Below are 22,959 nucleotides of genomic sequence, written 5' to 3'. Positions count from 1 at the left end.
TATAGAGACCGATTTTAAAACTCTAATTCATCTAAACGATCTTCAGTTGAATCTTCTGTAACTTCTGAATCTGAGACGGTGGAACAATCGACATTAATTGATAAATTATCTGGAGCTACAAAATCTTTTTTAGAAATTTCTAACGCTTTATCGGCATAACAACTCTTCATATATACACCCCAAATTGGTAAGGCCATAGCCGCGCCTTGTCCGTAAGTAATGGTTTTAAAGTGTGCTGCACGATCTTCGGCTCCTACCCAAACGCCCGTTACTAAATTAGGTACCATACCCATAAACCAACCATCACTTTGGTTTTGTGTGGTTCCTGTTTTTCCTGCAATAGGATTGGTAAATTCATAAGGATAACCTGTAATAATTTCTTTATAATCGGCACGATAAGCATCACGTCCTTTTCCTCTTAATCGAGCACCAGAACCTGATTGGGTTACCCCTTCCATAAGTTTTACTGTTACGTAAGCTGTTTCAGCATTTAAAACATCACGGGTCTCTGGTGTAAACTGATATAACACCGTACCATTTTTATCTTCAATATTTAAAACCATAACCGGTTTGGTATACACCCCTTGATTGGCAAAGGTAGAATAAGCACCAACCATATCGTAAACACTAATATCTGTAGTTCCTAATGCAATAGATGGCACCGCTGGGATCTCCGACTGGACCCCTAATTTTTTAACCAAATCTACCACGGTTTGTGGACCAACCTTATCAATTAATTGAGCCGTAATTGTATTTACCGAGTTTGCCAAAGCATCTTTTAATGTTCTTATACCTCCATACGAATCCCCTGCATTTTTAGGGCACCAGGCTTCTGGGTTTCCAAATTTACCGGCTTCAATACAAAATGGTGTATCTGGCAATTCATCGCAAGGTGAAAAATGTAACTGATCAATAGCTGTAGCATAAACAAATGGCTTAAAAGTAGAACCCACTTGACGACGTCCTTGTTTTACCATATCGTATTGAAAATGTCTATAGTTCATACCACCTACCCACGCTTTCACATGGCCTGTTTGCGGATCCATAGACATCATACCTGTTCTTAAAAACGATTTATAATAACGCATAGAATCCATAGGTTTCATTAGCGTATCAACCTCAGACGGCTTACCGTCTACCCATTTAAAAACAGACATTTTAATAGGTTTCTTAAATGATTCCTCAATCTCCTCATTCGATTTTTTCAAATCGTATTTCATATGTCTCCAACGTTCTGATTGACGCATGGAGCGACGCATTAAAGCTTTTTCCTCTTCAGGTTCTAAATCTAAAAATGGCGCTGTTGGATTTCTGTCTGGTGTGTTTTGATGAAAAAATTCAGCTTGTAACCTTGGCATGTGCTGTTGTACGGCATCCTCAGCGTAAGTTTGCATACGTGAATCGATAGTCGTATAAATCTTTAAACCATCATTATATAAATTCCACTTAGTACCATCTGGTTTTGGATTATTTTTTATCCAATCCTTCATAAAACCATCTAAATAGCCTCTAAAATAAGTCGCAATACCTTCACGATGCGATTCTGGTGAATAATCCAAGTCTAATTCTGTATTTTTAAGTGAATCTTTAACTTTTTCAGTAATGAAATCATATTTATACATTTGGGATAACACCACATTTCTACGGTTTTTTACACCTACTGGATTACGCTCTGGTCTAGGGTTGTATAATGATGAATTTTTAAACATGCCCACCAACATCGCCGATTCCTTAATGTTTAATTCTTTAGGCTCCTTATTGAAATAGATTCTTGAAGCACTACGAATACCATCGGCATTATTCCCAAAATCATAGATATTAAAATACTGGGCGATAATCTCTTCTTTAGTGTATTGGCGTTCTAAACGAATGGCAATAATCCATTCTCTAACTTTCTGAGATAATTTTTCAACCAAATTAGCTTTCTCTCTCTTATGAAATAAAAGCTTAGCCAATTGCTGAGAAATGGTACTTGCTCCACCATTTTTACCCATATAAACCGCAGCCCTTATCGTACCACGTGCATCTATTCCTGAATGCTCATGAAAACGCGCATCTTCGGTTGCTATTAATGCGTCCACTAAATTTTTTGATAAATCATTATAACTTACAGGTGTTCTATTATCATTAAAATAGAATTTACCTAAAGTTTTTCCATCTGAAGAAATAATTTCGGTAGCTAAATTTGTTTTAGGGTTTTCTAAAACGGTATGATCGGGCATTTCACCAAAAGCACCCCACGATGCTAATAAAAAGATAAATACAATTGTAAGTATACCTCCTAAAAACAAGATCCAAAACCAGCGAATATAGGATGAAAAATCTTGACCTTTCTTTGTTTCTTTTTTTGCTGTTGCCATGCACTATGTATTAATACATCTTAAAACTATTTCGCATTTACAAAATAGATGATGCTAACTATTTTTTAAGTCTTTTATGTTCAATACTAAATCCAACATCTGTAATTCCTTCCAATTCCTCTACGCCATTTACCATACCGTTTTCACGCATTGCTTGCTGGATTTTAACTTCATACTCGCCAGATTCGCTAAAAATAACATGTTCTTTATACCACAATTTATTTTCTTTAATGTCTGAATAGCCAGTTCCTAGAAACTTACCACTTGGTTCGGCCATCTTATATTCTAAGGTATCTGTTATAATTTTACCATGAGGAAAAGCCATTTCGACTATTAGAAATAAATTACTGTACTTATAAGCACTTGTATTTCTAAGGTTTACAAATAGATTATAAAGATTTATGGAATCTGGTGGAATGATTTTAAAGCTAACAATGGAATCTTTATGCCATTTTTTAGGCACCGGCTTATACTCATCAAAATAATATTGGGAGTTGCAAGATACCAAACTAAAAAAAAGTAATACTAAAAGTAATAAGTCTCTATTTTTCAGCATTTTTACTGTTTTGAGGTTTATTCTGATTATTGTTATTAGGCTTTCTTCTATTGTTCCTATTTCTACTCTTATTTTGGTTAGGGTTCGGCTTATTAGCTTCTCCACCTTCTGCCTTTGGTTTATTTGGCCTATTAGGACGTTGTCTTGGTTTTGGCTTTGGTTTATTAGGATCTGTATTTTTATTAGCCTGCGTTTTCTTTTGATTTCTAGCAGGTGTATTTTTTCCACCCTGCGATTGAGCCGCATCCTTTTTCGCTGGAGCCCCAGCTTTTTTGCGTCTATTGTTTTTACGTTTTTTAGTCGGTTTTGGACTATCAAAGCGCGTTAAACTATCTTGACCTACAACGTTCTCAAATTCGGTTTTAGTATCCTCTTCAATAAGATCTAAAGCATATTCTTCAAGACTTGTAATTTTTTCGCGTTTCTTATTAATTTCAATAATTTCATTGGCATGTGCTGTAGTTATTTTATGCCAATTCATCCATTCACCTTCGTACGCATACCACATATGCCCCTTAAAAATATCGGTTTTCTGACAAACAGCAGTACCTTTTTCGGTATATAATTTGATATCCGATTTTGGAAAACTTTTTAAAGCATCGAGGTAAGTATCCAACTCATAGTTTAAACAACATTTAAGCTTTCCGCATTGTCCTGCAAGTTTCTGCGGGTTTAAAGATAATTGCTGGTAACGCGCTGCAGAAGTACTAACCGAACGAAAATCGGTTAACCAAGTAGAGCAACATAACTCACGTCCACAAGAACCTATACCACCAAGTCTAGCCGCTTCTTGACGGAAACCAACTTGTTTCATTTCGATACGCGTTCTAAACTCACGGGCAAAAACCTTGATTAATTCACGGAAATCAACACGATCTTCAGCGGTATAATAAAAGGTGGCTTTACTAGCATCACCTTGAAATTCAATATCTGAAATTTTCATTTGTAATTTCAGATCGATAGCAAACTGTCGCGCTTTAACCTTCATGGCTTCTTCACGCTCGCGAGCGGTTTGCCAAATATCAATATCTTTCTGACTAGCTTTTCGGTAAACTTTAAGAATATCGGCTGCTTTGGTAGATATATTTTTACGTTTCATTTGAACACGCACCAATTCCCCCGTAAGGGTAACCATACCTATATCATGACCCGCTTTAGCCTGAGTAGCAACTATATCGCCAATGCTTAAAGTTAGGTTTTCTAAATTCTTGTAATATTCTTTTCTACCGTTTTTATAACGTACCTCAACCCAGTTAAATGGGGCTTCGCCACCAGGAAGCGACATGTTTGAAAGCCAATCGAATACCGTTAGTTTATTACAACTATCTGTACCACAAGTACCATTATTTTTGCAGCCTTTAGGTGAGCCGTCTTTTGTTGAGCAACTTGCGCAAGCCATATATTATATATTGAATTCGCTAATAATTAACTTATTACGAATGAAGATTTATAAATTATCTGTTAATCACTTTTAGGTGAAGAACATATTTTGTTAGGATTCTGAAACTAATTTCCAAAAAACATTTGCGACGTAAAGATATGATTATTCTAAAGACTTATAAAAGAAGATTAAAATATAGTTCGCTGCACAGTAAATACGACACTTGCCAGCAGGCTAAATCTGTTTCACGGATATAATTTTTACAGGACAAGCCTTAGCCGCATTATCACAATCATCGAAAATAAGTTCATCGTTAGATTTTAGTGTAAAAAAGCCTTTTTTATCCTGACCATGAAGCAAAACTGTTTTTCCGTCTTTTTTAGACATTTGAAACTGGCTAGGGGCCAACTCCACACAGTAATTGCAACCAATACATTTTTTCCGCTGTAGGGTAATAACAACCATTAGGCTTCAACTTTATTTTCAACAATCTTATAAAGTTTATCCGATTGGCGAATTCTAAATGGTAATTTAATCGTTACCATATCGCCTTTTTTACCTTCACTTAATTTTTGATCGTTCACAAAAAATGATTCAACAACAAATTCCTGAGCCCCTGTTGATGGCCCTGTGATTAAAATGGTATCGCCAACGTTAATGTTGTAAGCTTCAATTTTAAACTCCCCAACTTCAGCCTTTGGAAAGTAATGGGTGCCTTTTCCAATATACACTTTCTTTTGAGTGGCATGAGATCCAGAGCCTTTACTCCATTCGCCCAATTTCTGACCTAAATAATAACCACTCCAGAAACCACGATTATAAACAGTCTCCAAGGTTTTCATCCATTCGATAACTTCTTCCTTGCTATAGGTACCATTTTCAATACTATCGATAGCCTCACGGTAACACTTAATAACTTTCGCTACATATTCTGGCGCACGACCACGGCCTTCAATTTTTAAAACCTTAATTCCTGCATCGGCAACTTCATTTAAAAAATCGATGGTACACAAATCTTTTGGAGACATGATATATTCGTTATCGAGCTCCATTTCAAAACCGGTTTCTTGGTCGACAACCGTATATTTTTTTCTGCAATTTTGCTTACAAGCACCACGATTGGCTGAAGAATTATCGGAATGTAAACTCAAATAACACTTCCCTGAAACGGCCATACACAAAGCACCATGACCAAAAATTTCTATTTCAACAAGTCTACCTGAAGGTCCTTTGATTTGTTCTTTTTCTATTTGCTCGGTAATCATTTTAACCTGACGCAAGCTTAACTCGCGACTCAGCACCATGGTATCGGCAAACATGGCGTAAAATTTAACCGTTTCAATATTAGTGATATTAATTTGGGTAGAAATATGCACTTCCACCCCCACTTCACGTGCCATAGAAATTACGGCTTGATCCATTGCGATTACCGCAGTAATCTTCGCCTCCTTCGCTTTCTTGACTAAGGTTTTTACAATCGATAAATCATGATCGTAAATAATAGTATTCAGCGTTAAATAGCTTCTTACATTTTTTGCTTCACAACGTTTTACGATTTCATCTAAATCATCTAAAGTGAAATTCACCGTTGCTCGAGCACGCATATTGAGTTGTTCTACACCAAAATAAACGGAATCTGCGCCATTATCTAAGGCGGCCTGTAGGGATTCAAAATTTCCCGCTGGCGCCATTAATTCTATCTTTTGCATAACCCTACTTTTTAATTTCGTCTACTTTAAGTGTTTCGAAAATATTACGTAAATCTTTTTTATAAGGTAAGTGATCGGCACGTCCTTTTTTGAAAATATCGTTACTATTAGATTGCCCTTTACGCAATGCTTTTTGCGCCTCGAAAGGTAAGGCATGAATTTCTTTGCAGTTTATTGAACAACAATTATCCATTTCCGCCTTACAAGAATCACATTGGATAAAAAGTAGATGGCAGGCATCGTTAGCACAGTTGGTATGGATATCGGCTGGACTTCCACATTGGTGGCAACAAGCAATGACATCGTCACTAATTTTTTCGGCGCGACGTTCATCAAAAACAAAGTTCTTGCCTATGAATTTATTTTCAAGTCCATCTTCATTAATCTGTCTGGTGTATTCTATAATACCACCTTCTAGCTGAAACACGTTTTTAAAGCCTTTATGCTTAAAATATGCACTTGCTTTTTCACAACGGATTCCACCAGTACAATACATTACCAAGTTTTTATCTTCTTTATGGTCTTTTAAATCGTCTTCAATAATATCTAACGACTCTCTAAAAGTATCAACATCAGGTGTGATGGCATTTTTAAAATGACCAATTTCACTTTCGTAATGGTTTCGCATATCAACCAATACGGTGTTTTCATCTTCAATTAATGCATTAAAATCGTTGGCAGCAACATGAACCCCTTTGTTGGTTACATCGAAGGTATCATCATTTAATCCGTCGGCAACAATTTTGTTACGTACTTTTACTTTCAGCTTTAAAAAAGACATGTTGTCCTGCTCTACAGCAATGTTTAAACGGATATCTTTTAAAAAAGCAATGGTATCTAAATGTGCTTTAAATTCATTAAAACGATCGGCAGGTAACGACAACTGCCCATTTATACCTTCGGTAGCCACATAAATACGTCCTAAAACGTCTAGTTTATCCCAAACTATAAATAATTGATCACGAAATTCTTGAGGATTGCCAATTTTGGCATATTGATAAAAAGAAAGTGTTAATCGATCCTTTCCGGCTTTTTCGATTAATTCTGCTCTTTCTTTGGCACTTAATTTATTGTACAGTTGCATGCTATACTAATTTTATAAGGTTAAAGACTATTTTTTGAAGGGGCAAAGGTACGATTTTCTATGAGAATCTTCCTTTTTCGAATGAAAAAAGCACTTAAACCGAAGCTTAAGTGCTTAAAAATGAGTTAGTCACTCTAATTCCACTATTTCATAGCAATAAAATAATTTCTTATTTATAAAGAAGATGCATAAAACTTAAAAAGGTTGCGTAGGCATCGCATATTTCATGAATTGAATAAAATTTATGATTCTAATTTCTATGAATTTATGTTGAAAACTATTATTGTGTTATGCCAAAACTTATAGTATTTTAGCCTTCCAATTTTCAGTAAAAAAACAAAGCCATGAGCAGCGAAAAAGAAGCAAAATTAAAAGCACTAAAACTTACATTAGACAAATTAGATAAGGCCTACGGAAAGGGAACAGTAATGAAAATGAGCGATTCTGCTATTGTAGATGTCGAAGCCATTCCTTCTGGTTCATTAGGTTTAGATATTGCTTTAGGCGTTGGCGGATATCCTCGCGGTAGAGTTATTGAAATTTACGGTCCGGAATCATCGGGTAAAACCACTTTAACATTACACGCTATTGCGGAAGCTCAAAAAGCTGGAGGTATTGCTGCATTTATTGATGCCGAGCATGCTTTTGATCGTTTTTATGCTGAAAAATTAGGCGTTGATATTGACAACTTAATTATTTCACAACCAGATAACGGTGAGCAAGCTTTAGAAATTGCCGATAATTTAATCCGTTCTGGCGCTATTGATATTGTGGTAATCGATTCTGTTGCTGCCTTAACACCAAAAAGTGAAATTGAAGGTGAAATGGGAGACTCTAAAATGGGACTTCACGCGCGATTAATGTCACAAGCCTTAAGAAAACTTACAGGATCTATTAGTAAAACCAAGTGTACGGTAATATTCATTAACCAATTACGTGAAAAAATTGGTGTGATGTTTGGAAACCCAGAAACAACCACTGGTGGTAATGCCTTAAAATTCTACGCTTCGGTAAGATTAGATATTAGACGTTCTACACAAATTAAAGAAACTAACGGTGATGTTGCAGGTAACAAAACCAGAGTAAAAGTGGTAAAAAATAAAGTAGCACCGCCTTTTAAAACGGCCGAATTCGACATTATGTACGGTGAAGGCGTTTCTAAAGTTGGAGAGATTTTAGATTTAGCTGTGGAACACGAAATCGTTAAAAAGAGTGGTTCTTGGTTTAGCTACGAAGAAACGAAACTCGGTCAAGGTCGAGACGCGGTTAAAGCCTTAATAAAAGATAATCCGGAACTTATGGAAGAACTTGAAGCTAAGGTTCGAAAAATAGTTTCAGAAATGTAATACCAATTTAATTTGGTATAATACTTTAAAATCCCGTTAATTCGGGATTTTTTTTGCTAGTTACGCAACCTTTTCAATTCATGAGCATCTACATAGAAACATGTATAACACTAAATTGAAAATAGCCATGAAAAGATTAATAGCACTTTTTTTATCACTAGCCTTATTTGTATCATGTAGTACCGACGATGAAGGGGTCGCCTTTCGTTCGGCCATCCTACCAGTTGATAGCGTAGATATCCCTGCAGAATTTGAATTGGGAAAAGTCTATACCATCGAAGTATTTTACTACCAACCTACATCCTGTTATCAGTTCTATAATTTTTATTACAAAAAAGACAATAACGAACGTACCGTAGCCCCAAATAATTTGGAATTTGATTACAACAATTGCGACCCAACCGATGATATTCTAGTAAGCAACCGTTTTAATTTCACACCTACTAGCAATGGTTCTTATATTTTTAAATTCTGGCAAGGTGAAGATGAGGATGGAGAAAATGTATATCTGGAAATTGAAGTTCCTGTAATAGATACCCCATAACTATTTAGTAACTTTAAGTATTCATTTTAAACCTGTTGCATTTGAGTTTAGATTTGCTCATAGAAAATTGTAAAGCCAACAATACAAAAGCCCAAGGCGAATTATACAAGCTGTTTTCCAGTAAGTTATTCGCCATAAGCCTGAAGTATTCGCGCAATCGTGCAGAAGCAGAAGACAATCTGCAGGATGCGTTTTTAACAATTTTTAAAAAAATAGGGCAATATAAAAATAAAGGTTCCTTTGAAGGCTGGCTTAAACGCATTACAGTAAACACTGTTTTACAGCGTTACCGTACCGAGAAAGTATTCGACCTTGTAAATGAACATGCCATTGAAGACGTAGAAATTGAAATTGACGAAGACCAAGTTTCCATCGATTATCTACTAAAAATTATTCAAGATTTGCCAGACCGTTACCGTTTGGTTTTTAATCTATACGTATTAGACGGTTATTCTCATAAAGAAATAGCAGACCTGTTAAATATAAATATTGGCACCTCAAAATCAAACTTAGCACGCGCAAGAATGATTTTAAAAACAACAATTGAAGATTACCAAAATACAGAACACTTACAATCACTATAATGGCTGAAAAGAAACACATAGACCGGTTATTTCAGGAAAGCTTTAAAGACTTTGAATCTGCGCCTAGCGATGCCGTGTGGAAAAATATAGAAGCTAAGCTTAATGCTAAAGAAGAAAAACGCCGTGTGATCCCAATTTGGTGGCGCTATGCAGGTGTAGCAGCTCTACTTTTGCTTTTTATAACTGCTGGAAACCTATTTTTTAATGAAGAAGAAAGCCCTACTAATCAAGTAGTAGATACTAATGCGGTTATTATTGAAGATGCTTCAGCTATAACAGATTCTAAAGCACCAACAGGCAGTTCAAAAGAGGCCAACATAATTTCAGAAAAAGTACAATCGGTTAACAAGCCAACAACACCTTCAAAAGTTTTGGCAGTTGCTAAAAATTCAGAAGAAAAAAAAATTAATACATCGGCCACTCCTTTAGCAAAGCAGAAACCTACTATTTACAAGAAAAACACAACACTGGCGCATGCTAATAAAGAAATCCAGACAGAAAACGATTTTACTGAAAACAAAAATTCTAACACTGCTCTAGCAACATCAACTCAAAAGAAGCACAGGGTAAAAAACAATCATGCTTTTCTAATCGATAAAGAAGACGCAAAATCTCATATTGCTGCAGTTTCAAAAAATAATAACGCTATTGCGGAAGTGAATCCTACTTCAAACAAAAACATGCTTACTATTGAAGAAGCGATGGCCGAGAATAAAACCAAAGTTAACGCAGAGAAAAACCAAAATAAATGGAGCGTATCTCCAAATGTCGCACCTGTATATTTTAATAGTTTAGGAGAAGGCTCGTCTATAGACCAGCAATTTTCTAACAACAATAAAACTGGAGATATTAACATGAGTTACGGTATTTCAACCAGTTATGCCGTTAATAACCGCGTTAAAATACGTTCTGGAATTAATAAGGTAAACTTAGGTTACAACACCAATAATGTTGTGGTTTACGAATCTAGAGGCGCAGGTGTTAGTGCTTTAAAAAATGTAAATAGTTCGGCTGATAATATTTCAGTAACGAGTGCAGATACCCAAAGCAATTTTCCGCAAACGATATCTACAACAAACGTTTCAATCCATCAGACTTTCGATTATATAGAAGTGCCTTTAGAAATTCAATATGCCCTGTCTCAAAAACGCTTTGGAGTTAATATTATAGGTGGTTTTAGTTCTTTCTTTTTAAGTGACAATGAAATAATTTCCAATGGAGAAGATGGCACAAGCACCTATTTGGGTGAAGCCAATAACATAAATGATACGAGCTATAGTGCTAACCTCGGGCTCGGTTTAAATTATAAGTTTTCTAAAAAAGTGGACTTGAATTTAGAACCTATGTTTAAATATCAATTTAACACTTTCGATAATACGTCCGGAAATTTTACACCCTTTTTTATTGGTGTCTATACTGGATTCTCTATTAAATTCTAGGCTTTTGGTTAGGGCCTAGTTCCCTTGGTTTTTTTACATGAAAACCAATTTTTACTAAAACCTCTCTTTTTAAAAAAGGAGAGGTTTTTTATTGATACTATTTTAAGTAATTACACGACTAGAAGGTTTTTTGAGCGCAGTTAGGATAAAATCACGTATCAACATTTTAAAATATTTAATACCCAATGTTGTGAGTAACCGAGGCTGTCGTACTATATTTACAATATCAAATAATCAAACCAAACATGAGATCAATTAAATCCCTCTTCATTTTAACTTTAATCTTTAATCTATGCAGCTGTGAAGTTGTTCAAGAAGTGCACTTCAATGCCGACCAAAGCGGACAATATAGCTTAGGCTTCGACCTCTCTGAAATGATGCACATGGGTGCCGCTGCCGAAAGCGATTCAAAAAAAGAACAAATAGATTCACTAATTGTCTTTGCCGATATCTTAGAATTAAAAAAAGACAGCATCTCCAAATTAAGTCCAGAAAAACAAGCTAAACTCAAACAATTGGAAGCCTATAGTATTGATATAAAATCCGATACAACTACTAACCAATTTAAAATGAAGATTAATTACGATTTTAAAAACTTAGAGGATTTGGCCCTATTTAGTGAAAAACTTAGAGACCAAGACATTCAGGAATTAGATCTAATAGGCAACAAAATGAAAACTACCGATAAAAGTAAAACCGACGAGATATTTAATATCAACGATTCCTTCGAAACCACTTTTAACAAGGATAAATTTACACTTAATATTAGCCCAGAAGCCTTAGCTAAATCGGAAAAAGAAAAAGATACGACCATGACTGCCGATAACCCAATGGCTAACCTCATGCGTTTTAAGCTAAAATACACTTTTCCTTACCGCATTAAAAAAGTTAGCAACCAAAACGCCAAAGTTTTATCTGATTTTAAAGGCATAGAAATCAACGCCAATTTATACCAAATGATGAGCGATCCTAAGTTTTTCGATACCGAGGTCGAGTTTGAATAACAGTAAAAAACAACTTTAAAATGTTAGATTTTTCAATTAATCACATTGCCCTTTCCGTAAAAGATGTTAACGAAGCTGTAGCTTTCTATCAAAAGGTACTAGGGCTTAAAGAAATTAAGAATACGGCTTCCAATTCAAAAACAAGATGGCTCATCCTTGGCCAAGGCAAACAACTGCACTTAATTCCGCGTCCAGATGCCGAAATTAAAACCAATAAAGCCGTTCATTTTGCTCTAGCCACCTCTCAATTAGATACCTTTATAAAGCATCTAGAAACTTTAAATATCGATTACTCCGATTGGCTGGGCACCCCAAACAAAGATTATATTCGAAAAGACCGAATTAAGCAGATTTACTTCCAAGACAATAATGGGTATTGGGTTGAAGTGAACGACGATGTTTAGGCCCTATAAGTTTTACTCCTTCTTAAAACACATCAGTTTGAGAAACTGTTTAATACAAAAAAAATTAATGAAATAAGAAAAAAAACTCGATTAGAAACTACCTACTATCTCATAAAAGCTTCACATTAAAAAATACAATTAAACGATATGTCAAATTGAAATTACTTCTTTTTTTTTGTTCTAAAACCAAAAAATTGGCAGGTAATTAATCACCAAGCCCCTATTTTAACGAGTTTCCATATTTTAGAAATAAACAGTTCTTATTTTCTTTAAAACCCTTAATTTTCTTAATAATTTAGACACAATAAAGCTTAGCATATTTATGAAGATCAATTTAACAACCTTAGTTTTTCTAATTTCAGTGGCTTGTTTTAGCCAAAACTTCAGCAAGAAAAAACAGTATTACTTTCAAGACAACTTAATAACCGAAGCTCAATTTAAATCACTAGACAAGCGAAAAATATACACTAAAACTATTGAAAATGATACCTTACGCATTGAGCAGGTTTATCGTCATAAAAAAATAGGCAAACTTGATTCAATTCAATTTCACCAAATAAACATGTTATTAAAAAAAATGGTTGGTACTGAATTTAATCCAGAAATAAAGACAATGATACACTTGTATAGCAATAATGACAAGGCTATTTACAGGGACTCCAAAAACAAAAAATATTGGAAATGGATAAAAACCAACGCTAATCGCTATCAATCTTTCCTAATTGGCACCAAAACATCGCGAGTGGAACCTCAAGCAAAAAATCACATATATTTAGATCAATACAACGTACTTGAAAGGTTGTTTTTTAAAGATTCCGAATTTAAAACAAACCACTTACTTATAAAACCTGATGCCGAAATTTATACATATTTCGGTCTTGAAGACATCTCCTATGTTTTGGATGCCTCTATAGACTAAAAACACCTAATACTAAGTCGCACTCGTTATTATTGGATGGTTTACGATACAAGAATATAAGAAACGAATGAATTAGTATCTTTACAACCTGCAATTTCTAAAAGGAAATAAAATAACGTTTCTTTTATTAAAAACTGCATCTAACCCTCTAACTCACCATCCATGAAATCAATTTTATCGATTTTTATCGTTCTATGCTATTTCAACAGCACAGCACAGACAAATACAACACACCAAGCAGATATTGTAATTTACGGAGGTACATCTTCGGCCATTGTCGCTGCAGTTAAAGCCAAACAGCTTGGCCACTCGGTACTTGTTGTTTCTCCCGACAAACATTTAGGAGGCGTTTCCTCCTCTGGTTTGGGCTATACCGATAGTGGAAATAGCCGTTTAATTGGCGGACTTTCAAAAACTTTTTACCAAAAAGTATACAATTATTATCAAGATATTAAGGTATGGCACTGGGAAAGCATGGAGGACTTTCACGGTGAAGGCCAGGGAACATCGGCAATAAACACACAATCTAAAACCATGTGGGTTTTTGAACCGCATGCCGCAGAGCATATTTTTGACACTTGGGTGGCAGAAAATAATATAACAGTATTAAAAGAAGAATGGCTAGACCGCAACAAGCCTATTATAAAAGCATCTACAACCATTAAAAGTTTTTACACCTTAAGCGGAAAAAAAATTGAAGGCAAAATTTTTATTGATGCAACGTATGAAGGCGATCTTATGGCTGCTGCAGGGGTCTCATATCATGTAGGTAGAGAATCAAATGCTGTTTATAACGAAACTTACAATGGTGTTCAAAAAGAAGTTTACCAACATAAACATAATTTTAAAAAGTTAAAAATATCACCTTACCTAAGTCCAAGACATAAAGAGTCTGGGCTCTTGGCTAAAATATCTAACCAAAATCCGGGTAAAAATGGAGACGGCGATCATCGCGTAGAAGCTTACTGTTTTAGAATGTGCTTAACCAAAGTTCCTCATAACAGAATTCCTATTTCTAAACCCGAAGACTATAACCCTATGGACTACGAGCTACTCGCTCGTGTATATAAAAAGGGTTGGAAAGCTACTTTTCAAAAATTTGACGGCATCCCCAATTTAAAAACCGATGTGAATAACCATGGGCCTTTTAGTATGGACAATATTGGTATGAATTACGACTACCCTGAAGCTTCATATGAAGAAAGAAAAGCCATTGCAATTGAGCATCGTCGCTATCAAGAAGGCTTATTATATTTCACTGCAACCGATTCTCGTGTTCCTAAAAAGATTCGAGAAGAAATGCAAAAGTGGGGGTATCCTAAAGATGAATTTACAGATAATGGCGGTTTTCCACATCAGTTATATGTTCGAGAAGCACGACGTATGGTTGGTGATTATGTGATGACAGAACATAATGTTTTAGGTAAATCTGATACCAACGCATCCATTGGTGTTGGCTCTTACGCTTTAGATTCACATAATACACAACGCTATGTTACAGCCGAAGGCCACGTAGAAAATGAAGGAGACATTGGCGTTGAACCACCACATCCTTACAAAATTGATAAAGGCACCATTTTACCAAAGGCATCAGAATGCACCAACCTCATTGTTCCCGTTTGCGTAAGTAGTTCTCATACGGCTTATGGTAGCATTAGAATGGAACCTGTGTTTATGATTCTTGGTGAATCAGCATCCCAAATTGCAAGTCTAGCCATACAGAATAAAGTAAAAGTACAGGATGTAAATTATAAGGAATTACAGCCTTTACTAATAAAATCTGGGCAAATATTAGAAAACAAATAAGCTAAAAACGAAGCTTAAAGCTGAAAAAATCTTAATAAAACGAAATTCCCGCGTGCTCGGGAATTAGTATCTTTGCACCATGCAAATCCCCAAAGGAAAAAAAATATATTTCGCGTCCGATAATCATTTAGGCGCTCCAACAGCTGAAGTTTCGCGACCTCGTGAAAAGAAATTCGTAGCCTGGTTAGACGAGGTAAAACACGACGCCGCTGCTATTTTCCTACTTGGCGATATGTTCGATTTCTGGATGGAATACAAAACCGTTGTCCCTAAAGGCTTTACAAGAACCTTAGGTAAACTCGCAGAAATTAGCGATTCTGGCATTCCTATTTACTACTTTGTGGGCAACCACGACCTTTGGATGAACGGTTACTTTGAAGAAGAATTAAACATTCCCGTTTACCACAAACCCAAAGAATTTACTTTTAACAATAAAACGTTTTTTATTGGTCATGGCGATGGTTTAGGCCCTGGCGACAAAGGTTATAAACGCATGAAAAAGGTGTTTACCAATCCGTTTTGCAAATGGTTGTTTCGTTGGCTGCATCCTGATTTAGGCGTGCGTATGGCGCAGCATCTTTCGGTGAAAAACAAATTGATTTCTGGTGATGATGATGCTAAATTTCTTGGTGAAGACAATGAATGGCTCGTCCAGTATTGCAAGCGTAAACTGGAAGAGAAACACCGTGATTATTTTGTATTCGGGCACCGCCATTTACCTTTAAATATCGACCTAAACGACAACTCGAAATACATCAACTTAGGCGACTGGATTAACTACTATACCTACGGTGTTTTTGATGGTGAAACTATGGCATTGGAAACATATAAATAAAGAGGTTCTTTTCACAAATTTAAAGCCTATTATTAAACAAACCCTTGACGGCACTCGTTAAAAACGAGCCTAACATAAGGTTTGCGCGAAAATCTGTGTAATCTGTGTCTAAAAAAAGCTCTGTGAGCCTCTGAGAAACCTCTGTGAAGCGCTGTGAAAAAGCATCCAATCTCGAGTGCGCCTGTCTACCGATAGGCAGGCTCGAACACTATTTTTAGTTGAAAATTTCAACGTCTTCCCAAGTCTTCCGTCATCGGTCTTCGGTCAAAGTTTTCAATTCAACAATAAAAGCCGGTATTATTCTGCATTTTCATGCGCTTCCAAATCTTTAGTTAAGTCAAGTTTTCTAAAAGTTGGAGAAACAATACCTGTAGTTACTACCGTAAATAAGGTCATAGCACCCCCAAAAACCACTGCGGTAGCGGCACCCATCAGTTTAGCCGTTACACCACTTTCAAAAGCGCCCAATTCGTTAGAAGACCCCACAAACATCGAATTTACCGAAGACACACGACCACGCATATGATCCGGCGTTTTAATTTGTAGTATCGTTTGGCGAATCACCATAGAAACCCCATCGGTAATTCCGCTGAAAAACAGTGCCAACAAAGACACCCAAAATATAGATGATAATCCGAAAGTGATGATACTCAATCCGAAACCAAAAATAGCCACGAGCAACTTCATCCCAGCATTTTTACTTATTGGAATATACGCCGTAATTAACATGGTAATAAAGGCGCCAACAGCAGGTGCGGCTCTTAAAACCCCAAAACCTTCACTACCTACTTTTAAAATATCTTGTGCAAAAACAGGCAATAACGCAATAGCACCACCAAATAAAACGGCCACCATATCAAGGGTCATCGCGCCCAAAATAGCCTTAGTTTTGAATACAAAACGCACACCTTCTTTTAAACTTTCAACAACGGGCTCCCCTATTTTCGGATTCAAAACAGGTTTTCGGTCTATTAGAAGTAAAATAAAAAAGGACAGCATCACTAAGCCGAAAACAATACATAAAGCCCAATGCACGCCCATCCAACCAATGGCAAAACCACCTAATGCAGGCCCTAAAACGGCAGCCATTTGCCAAACCGAACTGTTCCAAGTAGCGGCATTAGGATATACTTTTTTAGGCACGATAAGCGCCACTAAAGAAAAAATGGTGGGTCCAAAAAAGGAACGTAAAAACCCACCAAAAAACACCAAAGCATACACCGAATATAGAATTGTATGCTTATCCCAACCAGCTACAATAACATCCCATGTTAGTAAAAACAAGCCCAAACTTATTAGCGAAAAAGCCGCAATACAAAGCGCTAGTAGATTTCGTTTCTCCTTTTGATCGACAATATGTCCTGCAAACAAAGCCATAGTAAAGGCTGGAATAATTTCCATAAGACCAATAACTCCAAGTGATAGCGGATCTTTAGTTAAACTATAAACCTCCCACTCGATCACTATAAATTGCATGGTCCAACCAAAAACTAAAGCAAAACGAACCATTAAAAAAATATTGAATTCTTTGATGCGGAGTGCTGCGTAGGGATCTTTTTTTGCCATGTTCTAAATTCCTGCGAAGGCAGGAATCTCCTTTTTAATTTATACCAGAAAGATATTAACCTTACATGATACGGTTGAAATTTATTTTATTTGTATTACTTCGTTTTCTAAATATTTTAGTATAAAACCTTTAATGATGCTTCAACCTATTATTAAAACAATCGATAATCAATGTATTCAATTCTGGTTTTTTATCACTAAAATAATGATCTGTATCAAACTTCATTAATTTAAAATCATAACCCACAGATTTTAATTTACCCGCCATTCTATCTGCTTGTTCTGGGTTTACTCGTTTATCATACTGCCCACTTAAAATAAGCAGACTACTATTTAAATCTAATTCATCGGCCCAAAAGATTGCCGAACGTTTCTTTAGTTCTATTTCTCTGTTTTTCCAGTAATTGGGAATACATTCCGCAAAAACTTTCGTTTCCAATTCAGGTCTAAATTTTGCTAATTCGAATAAATCACATGGACCGTTTCCAACAATTGCAGTTTTTATCTCATTCGATTTCTGAAGTGCCAAATAAGTCATCACAACACCCCGAGACCAGCCATACATGCCTATACGACTAGGATCGGCGCTTTCAATTGCTTTGATCGTTTCTGTTAAATATAACACATCATTAATTTCAGCACCACCAAAAGCATCATTTTTGCGATAATTACTTCCAATAACTACATAACCTTGTGCTGCCAACTTTGAGGTATAAAAAATTAAAGTGGCTATAGTTAACTTTCCAAAATCTCGATTACCACCACGATTAAAAATAACTACGGGGTATTTACCTTCTTCTTTAGGTTCAACAAGAAGACCTTGAACTTTTAGATCATCACTTAAATAATTGATATTGTAAAAATTCAACTTATTAAGATGATCAAAGTCAGGCTGCAATTTGTCGTTTTCAGAAATCCTATTCCAAATAGGGGTTTTTGAAATATCGACCAATTTTTTAGATAACAATTTTCCATTTTGCCCAACTCCATAGTTTATTGAAAGTAGAAAAACAAAAATTGTAATAAATCTATACATCTCTTTTCTATTAAAGCTTGAAAACTAAATTACAAGATACAGCAATGAAATACTATTTGATATCCTTCAAGCGCAACTGCAACGACACATTACCCTGCCATTCATTTTCATCAATAGCATAAATAGCAGAAAACGGCTTGCGGCTTGTAGCCAACTCTAACTTATCACCCAGTCCAAAACCAATACACACAAACTGGGCAGAAGTCTGTGGTTGTTTAACGGTTAATCTTAAATGGGTTTGATCGGCGCCAACACATTTTCCGTATCCGGTATCAGTTAGATTTTCGGTCATAAAAATGGGAGACATATTACTCGGGCCGTATGGTGCAAACTGTTTTAAAATGCGATAAAACTTAGGCGTAATCTCGTTTAAATCCAGCTGGGCATCAATTTGAACCTCAGGAGTCAATAAATTTCGATCTATGGTTTTAGATACTACGTCATCAAAAGCTGCTTTAAAGGCCTCATAATTCTTTTCTTCAAGCGTGAGACCTGCAGCATATTTATGTCCTCCAAACTGCTCAATATGTTCCTGGCACGCTTCCAAGGCATTGTAAACATCAAACCCCTTCACCGAGCGTGCCGAAGCTGCTAATTTATCGCCACTCTTGGTAAAAACTAAAGTAGGTCTGTAATAGGTTTCAGTTAATCGAGAAGCCACAATGCCAATAACACCTTTATGCCAAGTTTCGTGGTAAACAACAGTAGTAAGGCGGTTTTGTTCTTTAAGAGCTTCGATTTGTTGAAGGGCTTCTTCAGTAATTTGTTTATCTGTTTCACGGCGATCTAAGTTATAATCGTTAATTTCTCCTGCATATTTTTCGGCCAAATCAGGATCTTGTTCAGATAGTAAAGTGACCGCATAATTACCATGTTTCATACGGCCAGCCGCATTAATTCTGGGCGCGACAATAAACACCACATCGGTAATGGTAAACTCGGTTTTATTCACCTGTTTTAAAATGGCTTGAATACCTGGTCTAGGGGTGCTATTTATAACCTGCAAACCAAAATAAGAAAGCGCTCGGTTTTCCCCATTAATAGGGACAATATCGGCACCAATAGCTGTGGCTACAAGATCTAAATATTCGGTTAAATCTTCGGCTGTTTTTCCTTCTTTTGAGGCTAAAGCTTGAATTAATTTAAACCCAACACCACAACCACATAATTCTTTAAAAGGATAATTGCAATCTTCACGTTTAGGGTCTAAAACGGCCACAGCATCAGGAATCGAATCGCCAGGTCTGTGGTGATCACAAATGATAAAATCAATACCTAATTTTTTGGCGTATTCTACCTTTTCAATGGCTTTTACACCACAGTCTAACGCGATTATGAGGGTGAAATCATTTTCTGAAGCAAAATCAATCCCTTTATACGACACCCCATAGCCTTCGCCGTAGCGATCGGGAATGTAGCTGTAAACCAGCTCATGTTTAGTCTTTAGGTAAGTAGACATTAATGCTACAGACGTTGTGCCGTCTACATCATAATCGCCGTAAACCAAAATATTCTCGTTGTTTTCAAGAGCACTTTCAATACGTGCCACGGCTTTACCCATGTCTTTCATTAAGAATGGATCGTGTAAATCGTCAAAACTAGGCCTGAAAAACTGCTTGGCTTCCTCGTAAGTTTCGATACCCCTTTGCACCAATAAACGGGCTAAAATAGGTTCAATTTTAAGGGTGCTTGCTAAGGATTTCACCTTTTCTGAGGGTGGAATTGGTTTTAAAGTCCAACGCATTAATTAAATTCTGAAAGTTAATTTTTATGAAAATGGGTTTGTACATCTAATGCAGCAAACTGACGAAACATCTCCATCACGCCACAGTATTTTTCAACCGATAAATCTACCGCTCTTTGTAACTTTTTTTCATTTAATTCAGCCCCATAAAAATGAAAACTCATGGTCACTTTGTCATAAAATTTAGGATCTACATCGGTAAGATTAGCGTCGATATCTACTTTAAAATCATCAACCTTTAACTTCATCTTTTTAATTAATGAAGCCACATCTAACCCAGAACAACCTGCTAAACCTGAAAGCATTAACGCTTTTGGTCTGTAACCTTCACCTTTTCCGCCGTTTTCTTCACCTGCATCTATAAATAAATTATGTCCTGAAGGATTTGTGCTTTCAAATCGCATCTCGCCTAACCATTTTGTGGAAACCTGTACTGCCATGCTTATTATTTTTTTTCGTTTATTGTAATAAATTCATTTTATAAAATCTGATACGCGTATCGTCAACAAGAGTCTTGGTAGAACACTAACTTTTATTAATGATGGCTCTTGTAAATTCAAAAATACTACTTAAAAAAATAATTATGCCTTTAGTAACACCTTTATCTGCCGATCATGATTTAGAAACCAAAGAATTGGCCACTTTTTTCAATGAAACTTTAGGCTTTTGCCCTAATTCTGTGCTCACTATGCAGCGCCGACCAGCCATTAGTAAAGCTTTTATTAATTTGAATAAAGCGGTGATGGCCAACGAAGGCCGTGTAACTTCTGCTTTAAAACGTATGATAGCCTGGGTGTCTAGTAACGCCACGGGCTGTAGGTATTGTCAAGCGCATGCCATTCGAGCTGCTGAGCGTTATGGTGCCGAACAAGAACAACTAGATCATATTTGGGAATACCGAAGCCACCCTGCTTTTAATGAAGCAGAGCGCGCTGCCCTAGATTTTAGCTTAGCTGTGTCGCAAGTGCCAAATGCGGTTGATGAAGCCATAAAAAAACGATTGAATAAATATTGGGATGAAGGTGAAATAGTAGAGATTCTTGGGGTCATCTCATTATTTGGATATTTAAACAGATGGAATGATAGTATGGCTACTACTATTGAAAGTGACGCCGTGGAAAGTGGTGAACAATACTTAGGCAAACATGGCTGGGAAAAGGGGAAGCATATTTAAAGATGTTCGTACGATGTAGATTTACAATTGATTTTTATAACGTTTAAACTGAAGCCAAGTAATTACATCAAGTTTTTAACTCTAGACCTCAACTTAGGCAATACCTCAACCTCAAACCAAGGGTTTTTTGTGAGCCAAAACCGGTTTCGTAAAGGTTTTCTTGGCGGCCTGTCTTATATAATATTTTTGAGCATACATGCCTATTAAAAGCACGTGTTCTACCTGATCAAGCTCATCAAAAAGAGCTCCATGCCACTGGGGAGCACATTCTTTTCGAGGTGGTAAATCGCCTGTTTTGCCTTTTCCAGGATAACAAAAAACCGTTCAGATTATAGCAGTCATCTATTTTTCCGTTAAAGCGTCTCCTTCGAAAACCAAACCTTCAAAACCTGTTTTCATAAAGTTTCTAATATTTTGGTGTCCCGAACCATTTGGGTCCTCTAAAACATCTTCAAAATAAAATTTACCAAAGCAGGCCAATGTTTCTTCTTTTGTAAAGCCTTGTTTCTTCGCAAAAGCGAACAGCTTACAAGACCCTGAATTTTCACCTGCAGTATTTTTTAAGGCGCCATTTATAAAGGCTGTTGGTGTAAAAGTATAGTTAGCCTCTATAGTACTCATGGTATCAGCAAAAGCAATGGTTTTTGCATTCGCTTGTAATTTGTTTTTAAAAGTTTCTATATTCATTTTAATATTTTTTTTAAACACCATTTCAATAATTCTTCATAAAATTTAAGGAAAAACAAGTTTGAAGCGGCGTATGTTTTATGACTGTCTTGTCTATGCGTAGTTACGTGGGTTAGTACTCAATTTCACAAGTACATTCCAACTTGGAAACTCCATACGAATTTCCAAAGTAAGTGAGAAATAGCAATTACTTATAGCATTGTTAAGCAACGGTTTTTATAGTTTTTTCTTCTTCGGATTCTTTTTGTTTGAAAACAAAGAAACAATCTCTACAGAATTTTTATTAATTCTGTAATAAAGATTATTGTGTTTTTCGACTACAGCTTTTCGAATATTTTTTTTTCGAATGATACTGGAAAAATTTCTGGGGATTTTGAAATCAATTCTATGGTATGATCTAATTTTGCAGAGAATGTTCTTAATTCTCTTTCAGTCCATTTGTTCTCAAGATATTCAATAGTTTCTATCAGCTCAGATATGGCATGGTCAGTCCAAAGAATTTTATAGCCACTTTTCATAAATTCCTTTCACGTTTGAGTGAGAAGTCAATTTTCCGTTATCGGCTTCCTGGATTCCTTTCTCAATAGACTCTTTTTCTTTTGCAGAAATTTCATTCCACCAATCATTTTTCTCCTTTTCTCTCAATCTCATTAGCTTATCAATCAAGGAAGTATCATCCAAAGTTGATAACCATTGAATTAATTCTATTTTTTTATTTTCTAAGCTTAAATCCATATTATCAAATTTACAAATTTAATCTAAACATTCAATTTTAGAACGT

22 protein-coding genes are annotated in these 22,959 nt (G+C 35.9%); 10 read left to right on the top strand and 12 right to left on the bottom strand.

The genetic code is table 11. The features are described from left to right. Positions 1-14 precede the first annotated feature (14 nt). From KO493_RS03495 to trhO, 6 genes are all read right to left on the bottom strand, one after another. Positions 15-2,360 (bottom strand): penicillin-binding protein 1A, encoded by a 2,346-nt coding sequence (locus KO493_RS03495; protein ID WP_216066560.1) that lies wholly within the window; start codon positions 2,358-2,360, stop codon positions 15-17. Positions 2,361-2,418: 58 nt separating this feature from the next. After that, positions 2,419-2,916 (bottom strand): gliding motility lipoprotein GldH, encoded by a 498-nt coding sequence (locus tag KO493_RS03490; RefSeq protein ID WP_216066559.1) that lies wholly within the window; start codon positions 2,914-2,916, stop codon positions 2,419-2,421. Then, positions 2,903-4,315 (bottom strand): PSP1 domain-containing protein, encoded by a 1,413-nt coding sequence (locus KO493_RS03485; RefSeq protein WP_216066558.1) that lies wholly within the window; start codon positions 4,313-4,315, stop codon positions 2,903-2,905. The genes KO493_RS03490 and KO493_RS03485 overlap by 14 nt, the downstream gene beginning before the upstream one ends. 216 nt (positions 4,316-4,531) lie before the next feature. Then, the gene (locus KO493_RS03480) at positions 4,532-4,762 is read right to left on the bottom strand and encodes a ferredoxin (RefSeq protein ID WP_216066557.1); all 231 of its coding nucleotides are present in this window, start codon (positions 4,760-4,762) and stop codon (positions 4,532-4,534) included. Next, positions 4,762-6,006: a peptidase U32 family protein gene (locus tag KO493_RS03475; RefSeq protein WP_216066556.1), complete on the bottom strand. Its 1,245-nt coding sequence runs from the start codon at positions 6,004-6,006 to the stop codon at positions 4,762-4,764. Before KO493_RS03475 ends, KO493_RS03480 begins: the two co-directional genes overlap by 1 nt. A 4-nt stretch (positions 6,007-6,010) precedes the next feature. Next, on the bottom strand, positions 6,011-7,090 hold the full coding sequence (trhO, locus tag KO493_RS03470; protein WP_216066555.1) for an oxygen-dependent tRNA uridine(34) hydroxylase TrhO: 1,080 nt from the start codon (positions 7,088-7,090) through the stop codon (positions 6,011-6,013). A gap of 344 nt (positions 7,091-7,434) precedes the next feature. On the opposite strand from trhO, the gene recA reads away from it, so the two are divergent. The 9 genes from recA to KO493_RS03425 all read left to right on the top strand — a co-directional run bounded on the left by recA (position 7,435) and on the right by KO493_RS03425 (position 15,971). Beyond that, entirely contained in the window at positions 7,435-8,436 is a 1,002-nt protein-coding gene (gene recA, locus KO493_RS03465; RefSeq protein WP_216066554.1) for a recombinase RecA, read from the top strand. A 127-nt stretch (positions 8,437-8,563) separates the two neighbouring features. After that, a complete protein-coding gene (locus tag KO493_RS03460) occupies positions 8,564-8,980 on the top strand; it encodes a hypothetical protein (protein WP_216066553.1) in 417 nt (138 codons plus the stop codon). A 41-nt stretch (positions 8,981-9,021) separates the two neighbouring features. Next, positions 9,022-9,564: an RNA polymerase sigma factor gene (locus KO493_RS03455; protein ID WP_216066552.1), complete on the top strand. Its 543-nt coding sequence runs from the start codon at positions 9,022-9,024 to the stop codon at positions 9,562-9,564. Then, positions 9,564-11,003 carry a PorT family protein gene (locus tag KO493_RS03450; RefSeq protein ID WP_216066551.1) on the top strand — a complete coding sequence of 480 codons (1,440 nt, stop codon included), beginning with the start codon at positions 9,564-9,566 and terminating at the stop codon, positions 11,001-11,003. The genes KO493_RS03455 and KO493_RS03450 overlap by 1 nt, the downstream gene beginning before the upstream one ends. A 245-nt stretch (positions 11,004-11,248) precedes the next feature. After that, positions 11,249-12,007 carry a hypothetical protein gene (locus KO493_RS03445; RefSeq protein WP_216066550.1) on the top strand — a complete coding sequence of 253 codons (759 nt, stop codon included), beginning with the start codon at positions 11,249-11,251 and terminating at the stop codon, positions 12,005-12,007. Positions 12,008-12,027: 20 nt separating this feature from the next. Then, on the top strand, positions 12,028-12,411 hold the full coding sequence (locus KO493_RS03440; RefSeq protein ID WP_216066549.1) for a VOC family protein: 384 nt from the start codon (positions 12,028-12,030) through the stop codon (positions 12,409-12,411). A 322-nt stretch (positions 12,412-12,733) separates the two neighbouring features. Continuing rightward, entirely contained in the window at positions 12,734-13,330 is a 597-nt protein-coding gene (locus KO493_RS03435) for a hypothetical protein (protein ID WP_216066548.1), read from the top strand. A gap of 162 nt (positions 13,331-13,492) precedes the next feature. After that, positions 13,493-15,136 carry an FAD-dependent oxidoreductase gene (locus KO493_RS03430; RefSeq protein WP_216066547.1) on the top strand — a complete coding sequence of 548 codons (1,644 nt, stop codon included), beginning with the start codon at positions 13,493-13,495 and terminating at the stop codon, positions 15,134-15,136. 79 nt (positions 15,137-15,215) lie between these two features. Then, positions 15,216-15,971: a UDP-2,3-diacylglucosamine diphosphatase gene (locus KO493_RS03425; RefSeq protein ID WP_216066546.1), complete on the top strand. Its 756-nt coding sequence runs from the start codon at positions 15,216-15,218 to the stop codon at positions 15,969-15,971. Between the two features lie 297 nt (positions 15,972-16,268). On the opposite strand, the gene KO493_RS03420 is transcribed toward KO493_RS03425, so the two are convergent. The 4 genes from KO493_RS03420 to KO493_RS03405 form a co-directional block, all read right to left on the bottom strand. After that, complete coding sequence (locus tag KO493_RS03420; RefSeq protein ID WP_216066545.1) at positions 16,269-17,537, bottom strand: MFS transporter; 1,269 nt, start codon at positions 17,535-17,537, stop codon at positions 16,269-16,271. A gap of 130 nt (positions 17,538-17,667) precedes the next feature. Beyond that, positions 17,668-18,573: an alpha/beta hydrolase family protein gene (locus KO493_RS03415; protein ID WP_216066544.1), complete on the bottom strand. Its 906-nt coding sequence runs from the start codon at positions 18,571-18,573 to the stop codon at positions 17,668-17,670. A gap of 52 nt (positions 18,574-18,625) precedes the next feature. After that, positions 18,626-20,317: a single-stranded-DNA-specific exonuclease RecJ gene (recJ, locus tag KO493_RS03410; protein WP_216066543.1), complete on the bottom strand. Its 1,692-nt coding sequence runs from the start codon at positions 20,315-20,317 to the stop codon at positions 18,626-18,628. Positions 20,318-20,334: 17 nt separating this feature from the next. Next, complete coding sequence (locus KO493_RS03405) at positions 20,335-20,757, bottom strand: OsmC family protein (protein ID WP_216066542.1); 423 nt, start codon at positions 20,755-20,757, stop codon at positions 20,335-20,337. Positions 20,758-20,900: 143 nt separating this feature from the next. On the opposite strand from KO493_RS03405, the gene KO493_RS03400 reads away from it, so the two are divergent. After that, positions 20,901-21,491, top strand: a complete 591-nt coding sequence (locus KO493_RS03400; RefSeq protein WP_216066541.1) for a carboxymuconolactone decarboxylase family protein — start codon at positions 20,901-20,903, stop codon at positions 21,489-21,491. 342 nt (positions 21,492-21,833) lie between these two features. Here the strand turns inward: KO493_RS03400 and KO493_RS03395 are convergent, their stop codons facing one another. After that, the gene (locus KO493_RS03395; protein WP_216066540.1) at positions 21,834-22,178 is read right to left on the bottom strand and encodes a HopJ type III effector protein; all 345 of its coding nucleotides are present in this window, start codon (positions 22,176-22,178) and stop codon (positions 21,834-21,836) included. A gap of 501 nt (positions 22,179-22,679) precedes the next feature. Next, positions 22,680-22,913, bottom strand: a complete 234-nt coding sequence (locus KO493_RS03390) for a hypothetical protein (protein ID WP_216066539.1) — start codon at positions 22,911-22,913, stop codon at positions 22,680-22,682. Positions 22,914-22,959: the final 46 nt, after the last annotated feature.

It is taken from the genome of Pseudotamlana agarivorans, from assembly GCF_018860245.1.
Lineage (GTDB): Bacteria > Bacteroidota > Bacteroidia > Flavobacteriales > Flavobacteriaceae > Pseudotamlana > Pseudotamlana agarivorans_A.
Note: the sequence above shows the minus strand (reverse complement) of the source record. Positions and strands in the feature narration are given on the sequence as shown.

What these genes read in the sequence shown, in the direction of transcription:
- KO493_RS03495 (WP_216066560.1), bottom strand. Translation starts at nt 2,360, where the DNA reads ATGGCAACAGCAAAAAAAGAAACAAAGAAAGGTCAAGATTTTTCATCC.
- KO493_RS03490 (WP_216066559.1), bottom strand. Translation starts at nt 2,916, where the DNA reads ATGCTGAAAAATAGAGACTTATTACTTTTAGTATTACTTTTTTTTAGT.
- KO493_RS03485 (WP_216066558.1), bottom strand. Translation starts at nt 4,315, where the DNA reads ATGGCTTGCGCAAGTTGCTCAACAAAAGACGGCTCACCTAAAGGCTGC.
- KO493_RS03480 (WP_216066557.1), bottom strand. Translation starts at nt 4,762, where the DNA reads ATGGTTGTTATTACCCTACAGCGGAAAAAATGTATTGGTTGCAATTAC.
- KO493_RS03475 (WP_216066556.1), bottom strand. Translation starts at nt 6,006, where the DNA reads ATGCAAAAGATAGAATTAATGGCGCCAGCGGGAAATTTTGAATCCCTA.
- trhO (WP_216066555.1), bottom strand. Translation starts at nt 7,090, where the DNA reads ATGCAACTGTACAATAAATTAAGTGCCAAAGAAAGAGCAGAATTAATC.
- recA (WP_216066554.1), top strand. Translation starts at nt 7,435, where the DNA reads ATGAGCAGCGAAAAAGAAGCAAAATTAAAAGCACTAAAACTTACATTA.
- KO493_RS03460 (WP_216066553.1), top strand. Translation starts at nt 8,564, where the DNA reads ATGAAAAGATTAATAGCACTTTTTTTATCACTAGCCTTATTTGTATCA.
- KO493_RS03450 (WP_216066551.1), top strand. Translation starts at nt 9,564, where the DNA reads ATGGCTGAAAAGAAACACATAGACCGGTTATTTCAGGAAAGCTTTAAA.
- KO493_RS03445 (WP_216066550.1), top strand. Translation starts at nt 11,249, where the DNA reads ATGAGATCAATTAAATCCCTCTTCATTTTAACTTTAATCTTTAATCTA.
- KO493_RS03440 (WP_216066549.1), top strand. Translation starts at nt 12,028, where the DNA reads ATGTTAGATTTTTCAATTAATCACATTGCCCTTTCCGTAAAAGATGTT.
- KO493_RS03435 (WP_216066548.1), top strand. Translation starts at nt 12,734, where the DNA reads ATGAAGATCAATTTAACAACCTTAGTTTTTCTAATTTCAGTGGCTTGT.
- KO493_RS03430 (WP_216066547.1), top strand. Translation starts at nt 13,493, where the DNA reads ATGAAATCAATTTTATCGATTTTTATCGTTCTATGCTATTTCAACAGC.
- KO493_RS03425 (WP_216066546.1), top strand. Translation starts at nt 15,216, where the DNA reads ATGCAAATCCCCAAAGGAAAAAAAATATATTTCGCGTCCGATAATCAT.
- KO493_RS03420 (WP_216066545.1), bottom strand. Translation starts at nt 17,537, where the DNA reads ATGGCAAAAAAAGATCCCTACGCAGCACTCCGCATCAAAGAATTCAAT.
- KO493_RS03415 (WP_216066544.1), bottom strand. Translation starts at nt 18,573, where the DNA reads ATGTATAGATTTATTACAATTTTTGTTTTTCTACTTTCAATAAACTAT.
- recJ (WP_216066543.1), bottom strand. Translation starts at nt 20,317, where the DNA reads ATGCGTTGGACTTTAAAACCAATTCCACCCTCAGAAAAGGTGAAATCC.
- KO493_RS03405 (WP_216066542.1), bottom strand. Translation starts at nt 20,757, where the DNA reads ATGGCAGTACAGGTTTCCACAAAATGGTTAGGCGAGATGCGATTTGAA.
- KO493_RS03400 (WP_216066541.1), top strand. Translation starts at nt 20,901, where the DNA reads ATGCCTTTAGTAACACCTTTATCTGCCGATCATGATTTAGAAACCAAA.
- KO493_RS03395 (WP_216066540.1), bottom strand. Translation starts at nt 22,178, where the DNA reads ATGAATATAGAAACTTTTAAAAACAAATTACAAGCGAATGCAAAAACC.
- KO493_RS03390 (WP_216066539.1), bottom strand. Translation starts at nt 22,913, where the DNA reads ATGGATTTAAGCTTAGAAAATAAAAAAATAGAATTAATTCAATGGTTA.